This is a genomic window from Oryzicola mucosus, assembly GCF_014534685.1.
GTDB lineage: Bacteria > Pseudomonadota > Alphaproteobacteria > Rhizobiales > Rhizobiaceae > Oryzicola > Oryzicola mucosus.
In genome coordinates, this window is the sequence record NZ_JACVVX010000003.1 from 472,689 (window position 1) to 487,984 (window position 15,296).

The following is a 15,296-nucleotide window of genomic DNA, read 5'->3' on the forward strand; positions in this document are numbered from 1 at the left end:
GTCTAGACACTGGACTTCCCCGCCACAATTTGCATGATTGTGTTTCCTAAAGGAAAACGATCATGGCTGAGCTGCATGCTCGAGGCGTCGAGCTCGTTTCAACTCTTCGACATACCGCCGACAACATCCAGCACTTCGAAGAAGCTGAGGTCAGGATGCTGCTGCAGAAGACCGCGCAAGTTCTTTCCGATTTGTTGGCGCGCGATATGCCCTCTTCCAGAATGTACGAGCCCACGGCGCGGAAGTCGGTCCATTTCTCGAGGATGGAACGGCCGACATTGACGTTTTAAGGCGACTCCGAGCAAACCGCTTGCTACCTTTGGCTCGGTGGGTTTGCCAATCTATGTCGGGCCGCTGCCTGCAACCACCGCCAAACCATGCTGTGGTAGACTGCATGATCAAGCAAATTTCGCTAATGTCGCATAGAGCTCGCTGATTCACGCGGGCTAGAAGCACCCGTTGTTTTTTCAATCCTGCTTGAAGGATATCCGACGTGACCACTTTAGCGAAGTTTTCGATCGGCTTTCTCGCGCCGACGGCCGCGGCCCTTTCTGTGATGCTGATGTCTTCGGCTGCCTCGGCGCAGCCGATGCCGCAGATCGGACTGCTGTCCTGCGATGTATCGGAAGGCATCGGTCTCATCCTCGAACGTAAGCAGACATTGACCTGCACCTTCACGCAGAATGGCGGCCAGACCGAATCCTACACCGGTAGCATCGATGAATTCGGCATCGAGATCGGCACGATCAATCAGAGCCACTTGGTCTGGGGTGTCGCGGCAGCCACTGAGGGCGTCGCCGCAAAGGGCGCGCTCACCGGCCAATATGCCGGCGTTGGCGCGGAAGCAGCAGTGGGCGTTGGTGCCGGTGCCAATGTGCTTGTGGGCGGAACGGGCAAAGCGTTTTCGCTGCAGCCAATCTCCGTCGAGGGTTCGACCGGCCTAAACATTGCAACCGGCGTCGTTCAAGTTACCCTTACCGCCGCGCCGTAAGGCCGTTGTCCGGGCAGGCATCGCATGCCGATGCCTGCTCGTTGTTTGACCCTAATGTGCTCTACGACGACGGCGCCATGAGTTCGGCAAGTTCGGCCACGCTCGTAATGAGCTCGCGGCGGCGTGCCGGCGACAGCGATGCGAACCGGTGAGCGAATTTTTCACCGAACACGCTCGGCGTGTGCGCGACCATATCCCTGCCCTTCTGCGTAAGCCTGGTGTAGACAATGCGACGGTCGGCAGCGGAGCGGTAGCGCTCGACGACGCCATGCTGCTCGAGATTGTCGAGCACGGTAACGACGGTTGCCGGGCTGAGATCGGCATGGTCGGCCAAAGCTTTTGTCGTAACCTCTGACAGTTCGCTTACCGCCATGACGATGACCAGTTGCGGCCCGGTCAAGCCGTGCTGGCTCTTCAGCGCATGAGATTGCAGATCGCTTGCGCGCGCGATGCGCCGAAGCGATTTCAGCAGATCTCGGGTTTCCTCAGCAGTAATTGTGTCGGTCACGGGGAACGAAATGGCCTCCTCGCCATTGTTAGGCTTCAAATCATTTGTACTCTACCTATCTAGGGTACTTCACCCGATCGACAACAATCAACGGAGGATCTGGATCCGCTTATGTGCGGCATTTGTGGCGAAATCACCTTTGACGGCAGCACACCATCCGCTGCCAAAATCTCAACCATGCTGGAAACCTTGGCGCCGCGCGGCCCCGATGGCGAGGGGATCGTCTCCCACGGCAACGCAGGTTTCGGCCACCGCCGCCTGCGCATCATCGACCTGTCCGACAAGGCGCAGCAGCCCATGGTGGATTCGGCCCTAGGGCTGACGATCGCTTTCAACGGCTGCATCTACAACTATCCCGAGTTGCGCTCGGAACTCGAAGCGCAGGGCTACAGCTTCTTCTCGCATGGCGACACAGAAGTCATCCTCAAGGCTTGGCATTGCTGGGGCGAACGGTGCGTGGAGCGCTTCCTTGGCATGTTCGCCTTCGTCATCCAGGAACGCGACACCGGCCGCATTGTCATGGCCCGCGACCGTTTCGGCATCAAGCCGCTCTACCTCGCGGAAACCGGCAAGACCTTGCGGTTCGCCTCATCGCTGCCCGCGCTGCTGGCGGCCGGCGGCATCGACACGTCGATCGACGAGGTCGCGCTGCATCACTACATGTCGTTCCACGCCGTCGTTCCGCCGCCGCGCACCATTATCAAGGGCGTGCGCAAGCTGCCACCGGCCACGATCCGGATCATCGACCGCGACGGCCGCCACACCGACAAACGCTATTGGGACCCGGCCTATGCCCGCGATCCCGCCGACAAGGACGTGTCAGCCGAGGAATGGCGAGACCGTGTGCTCGACATGCTCCGCACGGCTGTCAAGCGCCGCATGGTCGCTGACGTTCCAGTCGGCGTGCTGTTGTCGGGCGGTGTCGATTCCAGCCTGATCGTCGGCCTTCTGGCCGAGGCCGGCCAAGCCGATCTCAAGACCTTCTCGGTGGGCTTCGAGGAAGCGAATGGCGAAAAAGGCGATGAGTTCCACTATTCCGACCTTATCGCCAGAGAATATGGCACCGACCATCACCAGATCTTCGTGCCATCTGCCAACCTCATGGAAGCCCTGCCCGGCACGATCGCGGCGATGTCGGAACCCATGGTTTCCTACGACAATGTCGGCTTCTACCTGCTGTCCAAGGAGGTGTCGAAGCACATCAAGGTGGTGCAATCCGGCCAGGGCGCCGACGAGGTGTTCGGCGGATATCACTGGTATCCGCCCCTGGAAAACTCCAACGACGTGGTCGGCGACTACAGCCGGGTCTTCTTTGACCGCTCGCACGAAACGCTGAAGCGCCAGCTTGGCGCCGATTGGATCAACGGCGTCGATCACAGCGGCGACTTCGTTGCCGGCGAACTGATGCGCGCCGGAGCGGATACCAATGTCGACCGCGCACTGCGGCTCGACACCAACGTGATGCTGGTGGACGATCCGGTCAAGCGCGTCGACAACATGACCATGGCCTGGGGTCTGGAAGCGCGCGTTCCATTCCTCGACCATGAGCTTGTTGAACTCGCTGCCCGAATCCCGCCGGAACACAAGCTCAAGGATGGCGGCAAGGGCGTGCTCAAAGATGCCGCCCGTCTCGTCGTGCCGCATGACGTCATCGACCGTCCCAAGGGCTACTTCCCCGTCCCGCAGCTCAAATATGTCGATGGTCCCTATCTCGATATGGTGCGCGACGCGCTGACCTCGAAAGCCGCGCGCGAGCGCGGGCTGTTCGACGAGAACTATCTCGACCAACTCTTCAAGGCACCGTCGGAGCACATCACGCCGCTGCGCGGCTCCGAGCTCTGGCAGGTCGGGCTGCTTGAGCTCTGGCTGCAGGCGCAGGGGGTATAGCACCATGACATCAGTCAAAACGGTGAACCGAAAGGTGACGGGCGTGCGAAACGATCGCGCGCTCGATCATCGTCTGCGCCGGCTACGTGTACACTCCATGCAGGAACCGATCGAGACCCGGCCCGCCGCCGATCTTGAACGCAAGCCGGTGGTGCTCGATTGTGGTTGGGGCCGGCTCCTGTTTTCGCAGACTTTCCGCGACAATGCCGAACTGGTAGAAACCCTCCGCAGCGAGGAGCTCGGGCAGCGCGACATCGCCTTTTACGTGCGTGATCCGCATGTACTGTTGACGCAGGCGCCGCAGGAAATCTTCCTCGATCCCTCGCATACCTATCGGCTCGACCTGTCGACCTATCGTGCCAGCCGGCGACGGACGAAGAACTTCTTCATTCGGCGGCTTGCTTCCGAGGAAGATGCCAAGGCGGTCAACACGATCTATGCCACGCGCGGCATGGTGCCGGTCTCGCCAGAGTTTTTCTGGTCCAAGCGCGACAGCCGCTCGCTGACTTATTTCGTCGCGGAAGAAGAATCGACCGGCGAGATCATCGGCACCGTCACCGGCATCGACCACAACCGCCTCTTCCAAGACGAGGAGCGCGGCTCTTCACTGTGGTGCCTGGCTGTGGCTACCCAGGCGCGCCATCCCGGCATCGGTGAAATGCTCGTGCGGCGTCTGGCCGAACATTTCCAGGCGCGGGGCGCGGCCTATCTCGACCTTTCGGTTCTGCACGACAACGAGCAGGCAATCGGGCTTTACGAAAAGATCGGCTTTCGCCGCGTGCCGGTCTTCGCCGTCAAGCGCAAGAACCCGATCAACGAGAAATTCTTCGCGGCCCCCATCGATAGCTACGACGAACTCAACCCCTATGCACGGCTTCTGGTCGACGAGGCGCGGCGGCGCGGCATCCGCGTCGATATCACCGATGCCGCTGCCGGCTTCTTTCGTCTCTCCTATGGCGGGCGCTCCGTGCACTGCCGCGAAAGTCTGTCGGAACTCACCTCCGGCGTCGCCGTCTCAATCTGCGACGACAAATCCGTCACCCGGCGCGTCGTCTCGAAAGCTGGACTCAATGTGCCCGAGCAGATCGTCGCCGACGATCCAGCGGCCGTCTGGGCCTTCGTCGAAAAGCATGGCAGCGTGGTGGTCAAGCCGGCGCGCGGTGAACAGGGGCGCGGCATTTCCGTTGGGCTGAGCGACATCGCCGAGGTCGAGAGCGCCATCGGCGAAGCGCGGACGGTATGCGACCGCGTGTTGTTGGAATCCTTCTTCGAGGGCCAGGATCTGCGGCTCGTGGTCATTGATCACAAGGTGGTAGCCGCAGCCATTCGCCGCCCGCCGCATATTGTCGGCGACGGGTCGAGCACGGTCGGTACGCTCATCGAAAAGCAGTCCCGGCGGCGCGCCGAGGCAACCGGTGGCGAAAGCAGCATCCCTGTTGACCGCGAGACCCTGCGCTGTCTGGCGGATGCGGGCATGGATCTCGACAGCGTGCCCGAGGCCGGACAGCAGTTGATGGTGCGCCGAACGGCCAACCTGCACACCGGCGGCTCGATCCACGACGCGACAGACGTCGTTCATCCCACCCTGGTCGAGGCCGCATGCCGGGCGGCGCGCGCCATCGACATTCCGGTCACCGGCATCGATTTGATGGTAAAATCGCCGTCCGAGCCCGACTATGTCTTCATCGAAGCCAATGAACGGCCCGGCCTCGCCAATCACGAGCCGCAGCCGACGGCGGAACGTTTCATCGACCTGCTGTTTCCGCTGTCGCGCGTGCGTGACCACAACGGCCAGCTGAAAGGCGAGGAGTTGCCGCGATGAAGACGGTGATCGACGCGGATTATCTCAGGGACCGGCTCCAAGCGCTGCTGGCGATCGACAGCCCGACCGGTTTCACCGACAATGTTGTCCGCTACTGCAGCCGGGAGTTGGAGCGGCTTGGCCTCAAGCCGCAGCTGACCCGCCGTGGAGCTATCCGCGCCATCAGTCAGGGCGGCCGCCGCCAAGGCGCGCGCGCCATCGTCTCCCATGTCGACACGCTCGGCGCACAGGTGAAGGCGATCAAGGAGAACGGGCGGCTATCGCTTGTGTCGATCGGAAACTGGTCGGCCCGTTTTGCCGAAGGCGCACGCGTGACGATCTATGGGACGGGCGACATCCATCGCGGCACCATTCTGCCCCTGAAGGCATCAGGCCATACCTTCAACGAGGAAGTCGACACCCAGCCCACCGGTTGGGAGCATGTAGAGCTGCGCATCGACGCCATAACCGGCAGCAAGAGGGATACCGGGGCGCTCGGCATCGAGATTGGCGACGTCGTCGCTGTCGATCCGCAGCCGGAATTCCTCGACAACGGCTTCATCAACGCACGTCATCTCGACGACAAGGCGGGCGTGGCTATCATGCTCGCCACAATCGAAGCGTTCCAACGGGAACAATCTACAGCTCCCGTCGACATCCATTGGCTGTTCACCGTGGCCGAGGAAGTCGGTGTGGGCGCTTCCTCGGTTATCCTGCCCGAAGTCGCCTCGCTCGTCGCCGTCGACAACGGCACCAGTGCACCGGGCCAGAATTCGTCCGAATTCGGCGCGACCATCTGCATGGCCGACGAGTCCGGCCCGTTCGACTATCACCTGACGCGGAAACTGGCCGAACTTTGCATGGAAAAGGACATCCCCTACCAGAAGGACATCTTCCGCTACTATCGCAGCGATGCCGCCGCCGCCATCGAGGCCGGTCACGACATCCGCACCGCACTGATCACCTTCGGCATCGATGCCTCGCATGGCTATGAGCGCATCCATATCGACGCGCTGCTGTCTGTGGCCGAAGCGCTTTTCCACTACGTCTCGAGCCCTATCGAAATCGCGCGCGACGTCAAGGAATTCGCGACCGTGCAGTCGTTCACGCGGCAGCCGGAGAAGGACCCGACAGTCTAAATCCCGATCAGCGGAACCGCTCTTATGCCCGAATATCGGAGCCCAGCTGTCTCCCTCGTGAGCGCCCTTTGTTGACAAAGCGCTGGGGATAAATCACCTGAGACGACGATACCGCATTCGAACAGGGTGTTCCGACATGGCTGGCAAATGGGACTTCTGGATCGACCGCGGCGGCACCTTCACCGATGTCATCGGCAGGGATCCGGATGGCAGGCTGCATCCGTGCAAGCTCTTGTCGGAAAACCCTGAGGCCTATCGCGATGCCGCCATCCACGGTATCCGCACGCTGCTCGGCGTGGAGCCTGGCGCTCCGATTCCCGGCGGCCTGATCGACACCGTGAAGATGGGCACGACGGTGGCCACGAACGCGCTTCTGGAGCGCAAGGGCGACCGGGTCTTGCTTCTCATCAGCAAGGGGTTCCGCGATGCGCTGCGCATCGCCTACCAGGCACGGCCAGACATTTTTGCCAAGGAAATCATCCTTCCGGAGCAAATTTATGAACGTGTGGTGGAAGTTGAGGAGCGCGTCCGTGTCAACGGCACCGTTGAGATCGCGCTCGACCGTGACACTGCAAAAACTGAAATCGAACGCGCCAAGGCCGACGGCATCGATGCGGTGGCGATCGTCTTCATGCACTCCTGGAAATATCCGGAGCATGAAGTAGCGATGGCCGAACTCTGCCGGACGCTCGGCTTCGGACAAGTGTCCGTCAGCCATGAAGTTTCGCCGCTGATCAAGCTGGTCGGACGGGGCGATACGACGGTGGTCGACGCCTATCTGTCGCCGATCCTCGGTCGCTATGTGGAACAGGTCGCGGGGGAGTTGGGGATTGCCCAAGCCGCTGCCTCCGCGATGTGGGAAGGTCGCGCCAACCCTCCCCACAAGGGAGAGGGTGACCAGCCGCGTCTGCTGTTCATGATGTCATCCGGGGGGCTGACGGCCGCGGACCTGTTCAAAGGTAAGGACGCTCTACTGTCCGGCCCAGCCGGCGGCGTCGTCGGCATGGTGGAGACGGCGAGGCTGGCCGGCTTCGAGCGTGTCATCGGCTTCGACATGGGCGGCACATCGACCGATGTCGCGCATTACGATGGCGAATATGAGCGCGCGTTCGACACAGAGGTTGCCGGTGTGCGGGTGCGGGCGCCGATGATGCGCATTCACACCGTCGCAGCCGGCGGCGGATCGATCCTGCATTACGAGGCCGGCCGGTTCAGGACAGGCCCCGATTCTGCCGGCGCAAACCCCGGTCCAGCCTGCTACCGCCGGGGTGGGCGGTTAGCGGTGACCGACGCCAATGTGATGCTTGGCAAGTTGCAGCCGGATTTCTTCCCAGTGATTTTCGGACCCGACCAGAACCAACCTCTGGACCGGGCCGTCGTGCGCGAACGCTTCGAAGCGCTTGCCGCAGAGATCGGCGACGGTCGCAGCCCGGAAAACGTCGCCGAGGGCTTCATCACCATTGCCGTCGAGAACATGGCCAATGCGATCAAGAAGATTTCCGTACAGCGCGGCTACGATGTCACTGGTTATCTCCTCAACTGCTTTGGCGGCGCGGGCGGTCAGCATGCCTGTTTGGTCGCAGATGCGCTTGGCATGGAAGCGGTGCTGATACACCCCTTTTCCGGGCTGCTGTCGGCTTACGGCATCGGCATGTCGGGTGTGTTCGCTTCTCGTCAGCAAGGCGTTATCCAGCCGCTGAGCGACAATACCGTCGAGCCGATTAGCGATGCAATCAACATCTTATGCGATGCCGTCTTCGCCGAACTCGACGCCCAGGGCGTGCCTGAGGATGCTGTAAGTTGGCGGCCGATCCTGCATATCCGCTATGACGGCACCGACACAACGCTGCCGGTCAACTTCGCAGCGCGGTCGATCGTCGAGGCGCGTGAAACGTTCGAAGCCGCGCACAAAGCGCAATTCGGCTTCATCTATCCCGACAAGCCGCTGATCATCGAAACGGTCGAGGTTCAGGGCCAGGACGGCCGCATCGCCGGCCGGGATGAAACCGATCAACCTCTGGAAGCGGCAGCGGCCGGCGCGACACCTGAAACGCGGCCGCTGTTTTGCGGCGGCGAATGGCGCGATGCCGCGATCCATCGCCGCGCGACGCTGAAACCCGGCCACCGGATCGCCGGCCCCGCTCTGATCATCGAAAGCCACCAGACCATCGTCGTGGAACCCGGGTGGGGTGCGGAGATCACCGCCAAGGATCATGTGCTGCTGCGGCGTACGGAAAAGAAGCGCCGGCAGGCCGCGCTCGGCACCGCAGCCGATCCGGTGATGCTGGAGGTCTTCAACAACCTGTTCATGTCGATCGCCGAGCAGATGGGCGTGACGCTGCAGAACACGGCTTCGTCGGTCAACATCAAGGAACGGCTCGATTTCTCTTGCGCCGTCTTCGACCGCACCGGCGCGCTGGTGGCAAATGCGCCGCACATGCCGGTGCATCTGGGATCTATGGACCGCTCGGTCGAGGCGGTGATCCGCCAGAACGAGGGCAACATCCGTCCCGGCGACGTGTTTGCGCTCAACGCGCCTTACAATGGCGGAACGCACCTGCCGGACATCACGGTGGTGACTCCGGTGTTCGAGGAACGCGACGTTTTCTCCCCCTCAAGGGGGGAGAAACCGCGCATCCTGTTCTACGTCGCCTCGCGCGGACACCACGCCGATATCGGCGGCACAGCGCCCGGATCGATGACACCGCTGGCTACCACGGTGGACGAGGAAGGCGTGCTGTTCGATAATTTCCACCTCGTGACGCAAGGCCGGTTCCGCGAGACGGAACTGCACGAGCTTCTGACCGACCACCCCTACCCCGCCCGCAACCCCCAGCAGAATGTGGCTGATCTGAAGGCGCAGATTGCTGCCAACGAAAAGGGCGTGGCCGAACTGCGCAAGATGGTTTCTCATTTCGGGCTCGACGTGGTCGAGGCCTATATGGGCCATGTACAGGACAACGCCGCCGAAAGCGTGCGACGTGTGCTCGATCTATTGCCGGATGACAGCGCCTGCGAATACCCCACCGATACAGGCCAAGTTATCAAAGTGCGCATTACGGTAGACCGCGACAAACGCGAGGCGACCGTCGATTTCACCGGCACCTCGCCGGTGATGAAGAACAATTTCAACGCGCCCGAACCGGTGGCGCGCGCGGCAGTGCTCTATGCTTTTCGAGTCATGGTTGAGGACATGATCCCGATGAATGCCGGGTGCCTGCGGCCGATCAACATCGTCATCCCCGACGGCTGCATGCTGAAGCCTACCTATCCGGCGGCCGTGGTTGCGGGCAATGTCGAGACCTCGCAGCACGTCACCAACGCGCTGTTTTCGGCTATGGGCGCGCTCGCCAATGCGCAAGGCACGATGAACAACCTTACCTTCGGCAACGCGCAATATCAGTATTACGAGACGATCTGCTCAGGCTCGCCGGCAGGACGCATGAATGACGGGCGCGGCTTTGCCGGCACATCCGGCGTGCACACCCACATGACCAATTCACGGCTGACCGACCCGGAAATCCTCGAACTCCGCTTTCCCGTGCTGCTTGAGGATTTTCACATTCGCGAAGGCTCTGGCGGCAAGGGAGGGTTCAGGGCAGGTGATGGCACACGCCGCACAATCCGCTTCCTCGAACAGATGGAATGCGCAATCCTCTCCTCCCACCGGTCGCGGCCGCCACAAGGTCTGGATGGCGGGGGCGACGGCGAGCGGGGAAGCACCGAGGTGCGCCGGACGAACGGAACTGTGGACACGCTGAAGGCCTGCGATCAAACCGTACTTGAGCCCGGCGACGCGGTTATCGTCACCACCCCAAGCCCAGGCGGATACGGCAAACAGTAATACTTTCTGGGCGACCTTTGCGCTGCGGCATCTGCCAACGCGCAGGTCAGTTCGCTTCGCGGTTGCCTTCCATCATCTTTCGGGTCACCGAGTCGATGTGCTTGCGCATAGCCGCCTCCGCCGCATCGCCATCCCGGTCGGCGATGGCGCGGATGATCTCGTCATGCTCGATGAAGCTGTGATGGTTGGGAGCCGGAGCCGCCCCGCCGTCGCGCCGCCGTCCCCACGCCACGGTGCGCCTGACATTGTTCAGGCTGTCGAAGATCATGATCAGGACCTTGTTCTGCGTCGCATTGGCGATGGCGCGGTGAAAGCGATTGTCCCAGTTCTCATAGCGCCGCCACGTATCCGCCTCGCGGCCGCGCTTGGCGCTGAGCCGCAATTCGACGAGGTCGGCTGCCGACGCATTGATTGCAGCCTCACGACAAAGCGAAGGCTCTAACATCGCCCGGGCCCGAAGAACTTCTGCCGGACTTGCATAATTGGCGACGGCGGAAACCTCCGATAGGTCGTGGACCGGTTTGGAACCAAGGAAAGTCCCCTTGCCAACGTGACGCCAGATCCGTCCCTCTGATTCAGCAATCGCCAGTGCCTTGCGCAGCGCGCCTCTGGAGACGCCAAGGATTTCGCAGAGCTCGCGCTCCGCCGGCAGACGACCATGATCGTTCGGCTCCAACTGAGCTAAAAAGGCCTGTAATTGCGTAAAAGCGGCACGACCTTCGTCTCTGACGGACAAATCCCACTCACTCGTCACAATTTTGTCAGGCGCGTTCAAGGCCAACCTCGTCTAGTGATATGCCGGCGCTGGTCCGACAAGTCTTTCGATCCAATTTTTCATTAGCACAATTTCGCAGGCCTCAAATATCTCGTCAAACCGCGCGGAACAAATAAATCGTGCCAATCGATAAAACCGCTTGCGACTATTGATAAATTGGTCAAGATTGGTTCAAAATCCACAGCGACGGAGATCGAAGGTGAATGCACAAGTGGCTCGTGATGGGCATGCCGACAGCCAGTACGTCTTCAGCGTCCCGGCGCTGACGACCGTTCCGGTCGAGGGCAGCGACAAGCTTTTCCCCGTGCGACGCATCTATTGCGTAGGCCGCAACTTTGCCGCCCATGCCGTCGAGATGGGCCACGATCCGTCGAAGGAGCCGCCCTTTTTCTTCCAGAAAAACGCCGACAACATTCTACTGGCGGGGAATGATTTTCCCTACCCTCCCAAATCGAACGATGTCCATTTCGAAGTCGAGATGGTCATTGCAATCGGCACTGGCGGCAAGGACATCTCGCAGGAAAACGCTCTCGACCACGTGTTCGGATACGCGGTTGGTCTCGATATGACCCGCCGCGACCTGCAGGGTGAAGCCAAGGACCTGCGCCGGCCCTGGGAAATCGGCAAGGCCTTCGAACATTCCGCGCCCTGCAGCGCCATCGTTCCGGCCTCCAAAATCGGGCACCCTTCGGCTGGAGAGATATGGGTCGACGTCGATGGCACGCGCCGTCAGACTGGCGACCTCAACCAGATGATCTGGAAGACGCCCGAAATCATCGCCTACCTGTCCGGCCTGTTCGTGCTCGCGCCGGGCGACCTGATCTTTTCGGGCACCCCCGGGGGCGTCGGCGGAATCCAGCCTGGCAACCTGATGCACGCCTTCGTGGAAGGTGTCGGCGAACTCAAGGTCCGCGTGTCCTGAGCCGGGCCGCATAGAGATAACATAGAAGAGGTGAACTGAAATGATCGTTGGTATCGACCATATCGAATCATCGTCCGCGACGTGAAGCAATATGTCGAGTTCTATCAGAAGATGGGCTTCAAGCTGCTGACCTGGACGGAGCACCACGGCGGTTCCGCGGAACTGCAGCTGCCGGGCGACAACCAGCCGATCTTCGAGATCCCGATGGCTGGCGCCGGCAGCTCTCCGACGAAAAACGCGGCACTCCGCAAGTCAAGCAGGACTGACGCACTTTCAAACGGAGTGAGGGCTGAGCCGGTGACGAAGTGCTCGAAATAAATGCTGCCTGAAAGAAGATGGCAGCACTTGGCTTGCCGCTGGTCTAGACTAACGAAGCTCGCGCCTGCTCTATCGCTTTTTTGAGGTCGTCCTCGCCATAGGGCTTGGTCAGGAGCACCGCGTCACGCGGTGCCGATTCCGGTGCTCGATCCTGTCCGGTAGCAAAGACGATGCCAACATGTGGTCTGATGTCCCTTGCCTTGGCGGCAAGTTCGCCACCGTTCATATCGGGCAGGCCCAGATCGGTGACCAGCACGTCGATGTCCTGGGCCTTAAGCAACGCCAATGCTTCCATGCCGGCTGAAGCTTCTTCGACGGAATACCCGATGTCGCTTAACATTTCCGAGGTGTTGGCGCGGATGAGAAAATCGTCTTCCACCACCAGCACACGCAAGGCGGTGGCGACTGGAGCGCTCTGCTCCCCCACAGTCCTCGGCGCTCTCGCCTGGGCGAGTTGCTTCTGGTTGGCGATTACATGGCGCAGCCGGCGCGCCAGCGCCTCGCGCGTATAGGGCTTCGACAGAAGCTCGACGCCGGCGTCCAGCTTGCCGCCATGCACGATTGAGTTTTCGGTGTAGCCCGAGGTAAACAGAACAGCCAGATGAGGCAGGCGCTCCTTGGCGCGCCGTGCCATCTCCGCACTCTTCAGCGTGCCAGGCATGACCACGTCGGTGAAGATGACGTCGATGGGGACGCCGCTTTCCACCACCGTCAGGCCGGATTGCGCATCGCGGGCGGTCAGCACGCGATAGCCGAGATCGGAGAGAGTCTCCACCACGGTGTTGCGCACGTCCTCGTCGTCCTCGACCACCAGAACCGTCTCGGTGCCGCCCTCGACAGGCCCTGCCTGCACGACGACTTCGCGATCTTCGTCGGCCACGGAACGCGGCAGGTAGACCTTCACAGTCGTGCCCTGCCCGACTTCGCTATAGATTTTCACATGGCCGCCGGACTGCTTGACGAAACCGTAGACCATAGACAGCCCAAGCCCCGTGCCCTTGCCCTCGGGTTTGGTCGAAAAGAACGGTTCGAACACCTTGTCCAGGATATCAGGCGCCATGCCCGAACCGGTGTCGGTAACGCCGAGCATGACATACTGCCCCGGCGACACCTCGGCATGGGTGCGCGCATACTCCTGATCGAGGAACGCGTTGCCAACCTCGATCGTCAACTTCCCCGAGCCTTCCATGGCGTCGCGGGCATTGATGGCGAGATTGAGCAGCGCATTCTCTACCTGCGTAGGATCGGCATAGGTATTCCAAAGCCCCCCGCCGGCGATGATCTCGACCTCGACCGCCTCTCCCAGCGAACGGCGCAGGAGATCGTCCATGCTGGCGATGAAGCGACCGATATTGATGACGCGCGGCTCGAGCGCCTGGCGTCGGCCGAAGGCGAGCAACTGGCTCGCAAGCTTGGCGCCCCGGTTGACGCCGGCAAGTGCGTTGGAAACCCGGCGCTCGGCGCGCTCGATGCCGGCGATGTCCTTCGCCAGCAATTGGAGATTGCCTGCCACGACCTGAAGCAGATTGTTGAAGTCGTGCGCGACGCCGCCCGTCAGTTGGCCGATCGATTCCATCTTCTGCGCTTGCAACAAAGCGCGCTCGGCCAGACGTCGTTCGGCGATTTCAGCTTCGACGCGAACTTCCAGGCTTTCGTTCAACTGCCGCAGTTGCTCTTCGGCCCGCAGTCGGTGACGAACCTGCCGTTCCAGATCGGTGGCATGCTGTTTGAGGGTGAGTTCAGCCTCGCGCTGCTCGGTGATGTCGGTATGCACGCCGACCCATTCTTCGATCTCGCCGGATGCATCGAGAATAGGCACGGCCCGAATGATGAAATTTCGATACACGCCGTCATGCCGCCGCACGCGGTGCTCATTGGTGTATGTGCTTTTGGCGGCAACCGCGGCGTCCCAGCTTTCGACCGAATGCTCACGGTCATCGGGATGCACGGCGTCAGCCCAGCCATAGTCCTGATATTCGGCAGGCGACTGACCCGTCAGCGCCGCCCATGCCGGCTGTTCGCCCAGCATGCGCCCGTCGGCGCTGTTGGTCCAGATGACGCCATGCACCGCATTGACCGCGGCTCTGAACCGTCCATTGCTCCTGCGCAGATTGATCTCGGAACGCTTGCGGTCCTCGATGTCGATGATCAGCACATAAATGCCGTCGATCTCGCCGCTCGCGGTCTGACGAGGAATGTAACGCACCTCAGCGGCGCGCGGCTCGCCGTCGGGTCTCTGTATCACCAGGTCGGCGACAACATTCTCGCCCGCCGCGGCCTTGGCCATGAAAGGCTGTCGCCTTTTGTAGTAGGCCTCGCCCATGACGTCTTTGACATGTCGTCCCAGAATATCCTCGGCCCTCAGGCCGAACCATTCGAGATAGCCCTGGTTCGCGAACCTATAGACATGGTCGAGATCGACAAAGCCAACCAGGATGGGAAGCGCATTGGTCAGTCGGCTCAATTCCTCGCGGCTGGCCGCAAGCGCCTGGACTGCACGGACCTTTTCAGTGTTTTCCAGAACGGTGCAAAGAACCCCATCGACCCCGCCATCGTCATTGTAGATAGGGGTGTAGAACAGATCGAAGACGACCTCTTCGGGAACGCCGTTCCGGTTCAATGTCAAAGTCTGGTCGCGGAAAGCCTGGACTTCGCCTCGGAACCCCGCCTCCAGAACTTTTTTGTTCCAGTCCCAGATTTCGGGCCAGATCCCCGGCACCGTGCCGCCAAGTGCGGTGGGGTGATAGCTGCCCGCAATTTCCATGTAGCCGTCATTGTAGATCATGACATGGCTGTCTCCCCACATCAGCACCTGCGGGATGGGAGAGTTGACGATGGAGTTGACCTTGATCCGAAGATTCTGCGGCCACTGGCTGATGGGGCCGAGCGGCGTCGTCGACCAATCGAACCGGCGCACCAACTCGCCCGTTTCGCCTCCGCCAATAGGCCACTGAGCGGAGGCAGTCTTATGGATCATGACTTCACCAGGAAAGAATTTTGTTAGATTCCATAGTCGACAACCTAAGGAGTGCGCAAGGACCGAGGCACATACATGCGGTGCAAAGTGGAATTCAGGTGTCGGATCGGCTTTTGCAACATGTGAAGCCGCTG

11 protein-coding genes are annotated in these 15,296 nt (G+C 61.2%); 8 read left to right on the forward strand and 3 right to left on the reverse strand.

Annotated features, from left to right (window positions below):
- Positions 1-62: 62 nt before the first annotated feature.
- Together ICI42_RS12480 and ICI42_RS12485 are read left to right on the forward strand one after the other, a co-directional pair.
- Positions 63-290 (forward strand): hypothetical protein, encoded by a 228-nt coding sequence (locus ICI42_RS12480; RefSeq protein WP_188164894.1) that lies wholly within the window; start codon positions 63-65, stop codon positions 288-290.
- Positions 291-493: 203 nt separating this feature from the next.
- Positions 494-991, forward strand: coding sequence for a DUF992 domain-containing protein (locus ICI42_RS12485; protein ID WP_330999155.1), 498 nt, complete (start codon positions 494-496; stop codon positions 989-991).
- A 61-nt stretch (positions 992-1,052) separates the two neighbouring features.
- On the opposite strand, the gene ICI42_RS12490 is transcribed toward ICI42_RS12485, so the two are convergent.
- Positions 1,053-1,499: a MarR family winged helix-turn-helix transcriptional regulator gene (locus tag ICI42_RS12490; RefSeq protein WP_330999156.1), complete on the reverse strand. Its 447-nt coding sequence runs from the start codon at positions 1,497-1,499 to the stop codon at positions 1,053-1,055.
- 111 nt (positions 1,500-1,610) lie between these two features.
- Between ICI42_RS12490 and ICI42_RS12495 the strand changes: the two genes are divergently transcribed.
- The 4 genes from ICI42_RS12495 (at position 1,611) to ICI42_RS12510 (ending at position 10,170) form a co-directional block, all read left to right on the forward strand.
- Positions 1,611-3,386, forward strand: a complete 1,776-nt coding sequence (locus tag ICI42_RS12495) for an N-acetylglutaminylglutamine amidotransferase (RefSeq protein ID WP_188164895.1) — start codon at positions 1,611-1,613, stop codon at positions 3,384-3,386.
- A gap of 4 nt (positions 3,387-3,390) precedes the next feature.
- Positions 3,391-5,208, forward strand: a complete 1,818-nt coding sequence (gene ngg / locus ICI42_RS12500) for an N-acetylglutaminylglutamine synthetase (protein ID WP_188164896.1) — start codon at positions 3,391-3,393, stop codon at positions 5,206-5,208.
- The gene (locus tag ICI42_RS12505; RefSeq protein ID WP_188164897.1) at positions 5,205-6,326 is read left to right on the forward strand and encodes an osmoprotectant NAGGN system M42 family peptidase; all 1,122 of its coding nucleotides are present in this window, start codon (positions 5,205-5,207) and stop codon (positions 6,324-6,326) included. The genes ngg and ICI42_RS12505 overlap by 4 nt, the downstream gene beginning before the upstream one ends.
- A 136-nt stretch (positions 6,327-6,462) precedes the next feature.
- A complete protein-coding gene (locus tag ICI42_RS12510; protein WP_188164898.1) occupies positions 6,463-10,170 on the forward strand; it encodes a hydantoinase B/oxoprolinase family protein in 3,708 nt (1,235 codons plus the stop codon).
- A 46-nt stretch (positions 10,171-10,216) separates the two neighbouring features.
- Here the strand turns inward: ICI42_RS12510 and ICI42_RS12515 are convergent, their stop codons facing one another.
- Positions 10,217-10,945, reverse strand: a complete 729-nt coding sequence (locus ICI42_RS12515) for a FadR/GntR family transcriptional regulator (RefSeq protein ID WP_230980301.1) — start codon at positions 10,943-10,945, stop codon at positions 10,217-10,219.
- A gap of 199 nt (positions 10,946-11,144) precedes the next feature.
- On the opposite strand from ICI42_RS12515, the gene ICI42_RS12520 reads away from it, so the two are divergent.
- Together ICI42_RS12520 and ICI42_RS12525 are read left to right on the forward strand one after the other, a co-directional pair.
- Positions 11,145-11,867 (forward strand): fumarylacetoacetate hydrolase family protein, encoded by a 723-nt coding sequence (locus ICI42_RS12520; RefSeq protein WP_407945153.1) that lies wholly within the window; start codon positions 11,145-11,147, stop codon positions 11,865-11,867.
- An 81-nt stretch (positions 11,868-11,948) separates the two neighbouring features.
- Positions 11,949-12,185: a hypothetical protein gene (locus ICI42_RS12525; RefSeq protein ID WP_188164899.1), complete on the forward strand. Its 237-nt coding sequence runs from the start codon at positions 11,949-11,951 to the stop codon at positions 12,183-12,185.
- Between the two features lie 43 nt (positions 12,186-12,228).
- Here the strand turns inward: ICI42_RS12525 and ICI42_RS12530 are convergent, their stop codons facing one another.
- Positions 12,229-15,162 (reverse strand): hybrid sensor histidine kinase/response regulator, encoded by a 2,934-nt coding sequence (locus ICI42_RS12530; RefSeq protein ID WP_188164900.1) that lies wholly within the window; start codon positions 15,160-15,162, stop codon positions 12,229-12,231.
- Positions 15,163-15,296: the final 134 nt, after the last annotated feature.

Coding starts and splice junctions, on each gene's coding strand:
- ICI42_RS12480 (WP_188164894.1), top strand. CDS start 63: ATGGCTGAGCTGCATGCTCGAGGCGTCGAGCTCGTTTCAACTCTTCGA.
- ICI42_RS12495 (WP_188164895.1), top strand. CDS start 1,611: ATGTGCGGCATTTGTGGCGAAATCACCTTTGACGGCAGCACACCATCC.
- ngg (WP_188164896.1), top strand. CDS start 3,391: ATGACATCAGTCAAAACGGTGAACCGAAAGGTGACGGGCGTGCGAAAC.
- ICI42_RS12505 (WP_188164897.1), top strand. CDS start 5,205: ATGAAGACGGTGATCGACGCGGATTATCTCAGGGACCGGCTCCAAGCG.
- ICI42_RS12510 (WP_188164898.1), top strand. CDS start 6,463: ATGGCTGGCAAATGGGACTTCTGGATCGACCGCGGCGGCACCTTCACC.
- ICI42_RS12530 (WP_188164900.1), bottom strand. CDS start 15,162: ATGATCCATAAGACTGCCTCCGCTCAGTGGCCTATTGGCGGAGGCGAA.